This is a genomic window from Ideonella sp. P3_A4 (assembly GCF_056403075.1).
The window spans coordinates 1-3,013 of record NZ_JBFUGE010000681.1 but is presented as its reverse complement, the minus strand read 5'-3'; the positions used below and the strand labels follow the sequence as shown (position 1 = coordinate 3,013).

At 67.6% G+C, this 3,013-nt stretch carries 5 protein-coding genes; 4 read left to right on the top strand and 1 reads right to left on the bottom strand.

The window, feature by feature from the left end; genetic code table 11:
* Positions 1-407 precede the first annotated feature (407 nt).
* Genes AC1DYI_RS31075 through AC1DYI_RS31060 form a run of 4 tightly spaced genes read left to right on the top strand, consistent with a single transcriptional unit; the run spans position 408 to position 2,008 of the window.
* Positions 408-950 carry a DUF2975 domain-containing protein gene (locus AC1DYI_RS31075; RefSeq protein ID WP_477207973.1) on the top strand — a complete coding sequence of 181 codons (543 nt, stop codon included), beginning with the start codon at positions 408-410 and terminating at the stop codon, positions 948-950.
* A 27-nt stretch (positions 951-977) separates the two neighbouring features.
* Positions 978-1,196: a helix-turn-helix domain-containing protein gene (locus AC1DYI_RS31070; protein WP_477207972.1), complete on the top strand. Its 219-nt coding sequence runs from the start codon at positions 978-980 to the stop codon at positions 1,194-1,196.
* Complete coding sequence (locus AC1DYI_RS31065; protein WP_477207971.1) at positions 1,180-1,818, top strand: hypothetical protein; 639 nt, start codon at positions 1,180-1,182, stop codon at positions 1,816-1,818. The genes AC1DYI_RS31070 and AC1DYI_RS31065 overlap by 17 nt, the downstream gene beginning before the upstream one ends.
* A gap of 31 nt (positions 1,819-1,849) precedes the next feature.
* Entirely contained in the window at positions 1,850-2,008 is a 159-nt protein-coding gene (locus AC1DYI_RS31060) for a hypothetical protein (RefSeq protein WP_477207970.1), read from the top strand.
* Positions 2,009-2,042: 34 nt separating this feature from the next.
* Here the strand turns inward: AC1DYI_RS31060 and AC1DYI_RS31055 are convergent.
* A partial coding sequence (locus AC1DYI_RS31055) for an AMP-binding enzyme (RefSeq protein WP_477207969.1) occupies positions 2,043-3,013 on the bottom strand: 971 nt, incomplete at its 5' end.

Sequence of the window (3,013 nt, the reverse complement as noted above, 5' to 3'; positions counted from 1 at the left end):
GGACTTCACTGAGCCGCCACGCCCCAACGGCCAGCGGCCCGCGCAGTCTGCGCGCATGTGCAACCAATTGCTTCAGGTGAAACCACTATAGAACCAGTAAATAGTATTCACTGACATCCGCTGGTCATTTGACACGTGCATGGCGGTGAAGAGAGTCCTCTCTGTTCCGCAATTTTCATAGGTGACAGATGAGCCGCCCCGCCTGCTTCGAGCGAGGCTCACCGTCCTCTTCATCAGGCTCTCTCAGAGAGATACCACTTTAGAACCAGAAAGAGAAAACAGCCGCCACGGTCGTTCAAATTGCTTCCGATAGATCATGTTTGACAGCCATTTTTTATTGTTTTACAGTAAACAAGATGCACCCGAGACTGCCCGCCAAGCCCCCCGTCCCTCCCGCCTCCCGGGCCTTGGCCGATCGTCTTCGACGGCTGTCCCGTTGGGTGCGCGGCCTGGCCTTGCTGGCTGCGCCCTTGCTGATCGCCGCCCCGGTGCTGCTGCTCATGGCACCMGACGCCTTGCTGTCGATGGGCTTCAGCGAAATGGCGGGCCTGCACCTGAAGCATCTGGCGCAAGACGGCTTGACGCTGGCGGTGCGCCTGCGCATGGCCGCCGTGACGCTGCTGCCGGTCGGCCTGGGGCTCGCACTGCTGTGGCAGCTGTGGTCCCTGTTCGGCGAGTACCTGCGCGGTGATGTGTTCGGCGTGCGCGCGCTGGCGTGCTTCCGGCGCTTCGCCACGCTGCTGTTTGCGTTGTCGCTGGCGCAGCCCCTGGCCCAAGCGCTGATGTCGGTCGCCGTCTCGTGGGACAACCCGCCCGGTCAGCGCCAACTGCTGGTCATGATCAGCTCGAACGACTACGCGCTGGTGCTCGGCGCGCTGGTCTTCATGGCCATCGCGCGCGTGATGACCGAAGCGGCGCGCGTGGCTGAAGAGAACGAGGGGTTCGTTTGATGAGCCCGCAGGCCGTGGGGTGCTGAAATGACGATCGTCGTTCACCTCGACGTGATGCTGGCCAAGCGCAAGATGCGCTCGCGCGAGCTGGCCGAGCTCGTGGGCATCACCGAACAGAACATCTCGCTGCTGAAGTCCGGCAAGGTGCGCGGCGTGCGCTTCGACACGCTCGAACTGATCTGCCAGGTGCTGCAATGCCAGCCCGGCGACTTGCTGGAGTACCGGCCCGATGACGAACCGAGCTGAGGCGCGCGCTGCGCTGCCGGTGCGTCGGCGCCCCGGCATGGCGCTGGTGGTGCTGGGCCTGCATGTGCTGCTTTTCCTCGCACTCGCCCAAACGATGCGCGAGCGCCGGGTCGAGGTCCGCCACGAGCAGCCACCGCTGGTGTGGGTGCAGCCGCTGGCACAGGCACCAGCACAACCACCTGCCGAGCAACCACCGCCCCCCACGACACGCCGGCCGCAGCACATCGACAAGCCCGATCAGGCGCAGCCCCGCCCTGCCCGGCCGGTGCCGGCGCACGAATCGACATGGGTCGAGCCGGCCCCGGCCGTGAGCGCCGCACCGCCGGTGTCCGCCGCCTCTGCCCCGCCCGCCGAGCGCCTGCTGGACAGCGAGGCCACACGCACCGCGATCCGCCAGACCGGCAAGCTGCCTCTGCTGCACGAAAGGGCGGCAGCTGCCACCGATACCCCGATCGAACGCACCGACACGGCGCTGGCCCGTCAAGTCGCCGAGGCCGGCACGCCCGATTGCCTGAAGGACCCGCAAGCCGCCAGCGGCAAGATCGGGCCGATCGGACTCGGCGGCATCCTGGGCCTGCCCTTTCTCGCCGCACGTGTGGTGAGCGGGCGCTGCGCCAAGTAGCCCTCAACGACCCGACCGGAGACACCCACCGATGCGCCCCTTGCGATTGCTGGCCTGGCTGTTCGCCGCTGGGCTGTTGCTGCAGCCCGGCTGGCGCGGCGAGCCTGCACCGGCGCCCAAGCGCCAGCACGCGGCGACGGAAAAGCTCGGCACCGGCGCAGCGGCTTGTCGCCCGAACGACGCGTGCTGATGACCCCCTGCCGATGAATCCGATTCGCCAGGCCTCACGCTTTGGAGGCCCGCGCCCTTTCCTCTTCCTGCAACCGCAGCACACGCCGCTGCACCTTGCCGGTCGTCGTCATCGGCAAGGCGTCGATGAACTCGATCTCTTTCGGGTACTCGTAGGGTGCCAGCTGGCCGCGCACATGCCGCTGCAAGTCGGCCACCAGCTCGTCGCTGCCAGCGAAACCGGGCGCCAGCACCACATAGGCTTTGACCAKCGCGCCGCGCTCGGCGTCCGGCTTCGGCACCACCGCGGCGTTGGCGACCGCCGGGTGCTTGACCAGGCAGTTCTCGACCTCGCTCGGCCCGATGCGGTAGCCCGCGGCCTTGAACACGTCGTCGCTGCGGCCCTGGTACCAAAGGTAGCCGTCGTCGTCCATCAGCGCGGTGTCGCCGGTGCGGCACCAGCTCGACGTTCGGTCACCGGTGAACTTGGCGCGCGTTGCGTCGTCGCGTTTCCAGTAGCCGAGGAAGAACACCGGGTCAGGCTCGCCATGCACGTCGAGCCGGTGCACCGCCACGTCGCCGGGCGTGCCGCGCGGGCATTCGCGGCCGTCGTCGTCGATCACCGCGACGCGGTGCCCGGGGTAGGCGCGGCCCATGCTGCCCGGGCGCGCCGGCCAGCCGACGCAGGGGTGACCATCGGTTCCCACCGTCTGGCTGCAGTTGCCCACGATGTAGTTGATCTCGGTCTGGCCGAACATCTCGTTGACCACCAGGCCCAGCTCGTCGCGGCACCAGTTGAACACCGCGTCGCCGACCGCCTCGCCAGCACTCATCACCGCCCGCAGCTTCAAGCCGGCGTATCGCTCCCGCGGGTGCGGCACCGCCTTCATCATCGCCTTCAGCGCAGTCGGGAAAAGGAAGGTGTTGGTGACTTGGTGCCGTTGCATCAGCTCGAACGCGCGCTCGGGGCCGAAGCGGCCCTGGAAAGCGACGATCGGCACGCCGAAGTACAGCGCGGGCAGCAGCG

What these genes read in the sequence shown, in the direction of transcription:
- AC1DYI_RS31070 (WP_477207972.1), top strand. Translation starts at nt 978, where the DNA reads ATGACGATCGTCGTTCACCTCGACGTGATGCTGGCCAAGCGCAAGATG.
- AC1DYI_RS31065 (WP_477207971.1), top strand. Translation starts at nt 1,180, where the DNA reads ATGACGAACCGAGCTGAGGCGCGCGCTGCGCTGCCGGTGCGTCGGCGC.
- AC1DYI_RS31060 (WP_477207970.1), top strand. Translation starts at nt 1,850, where the DNA reads ATGCGCCCCTTGCGATTGCTGGCCTGGCTGTTCGCCGCTGGGCTGTTG.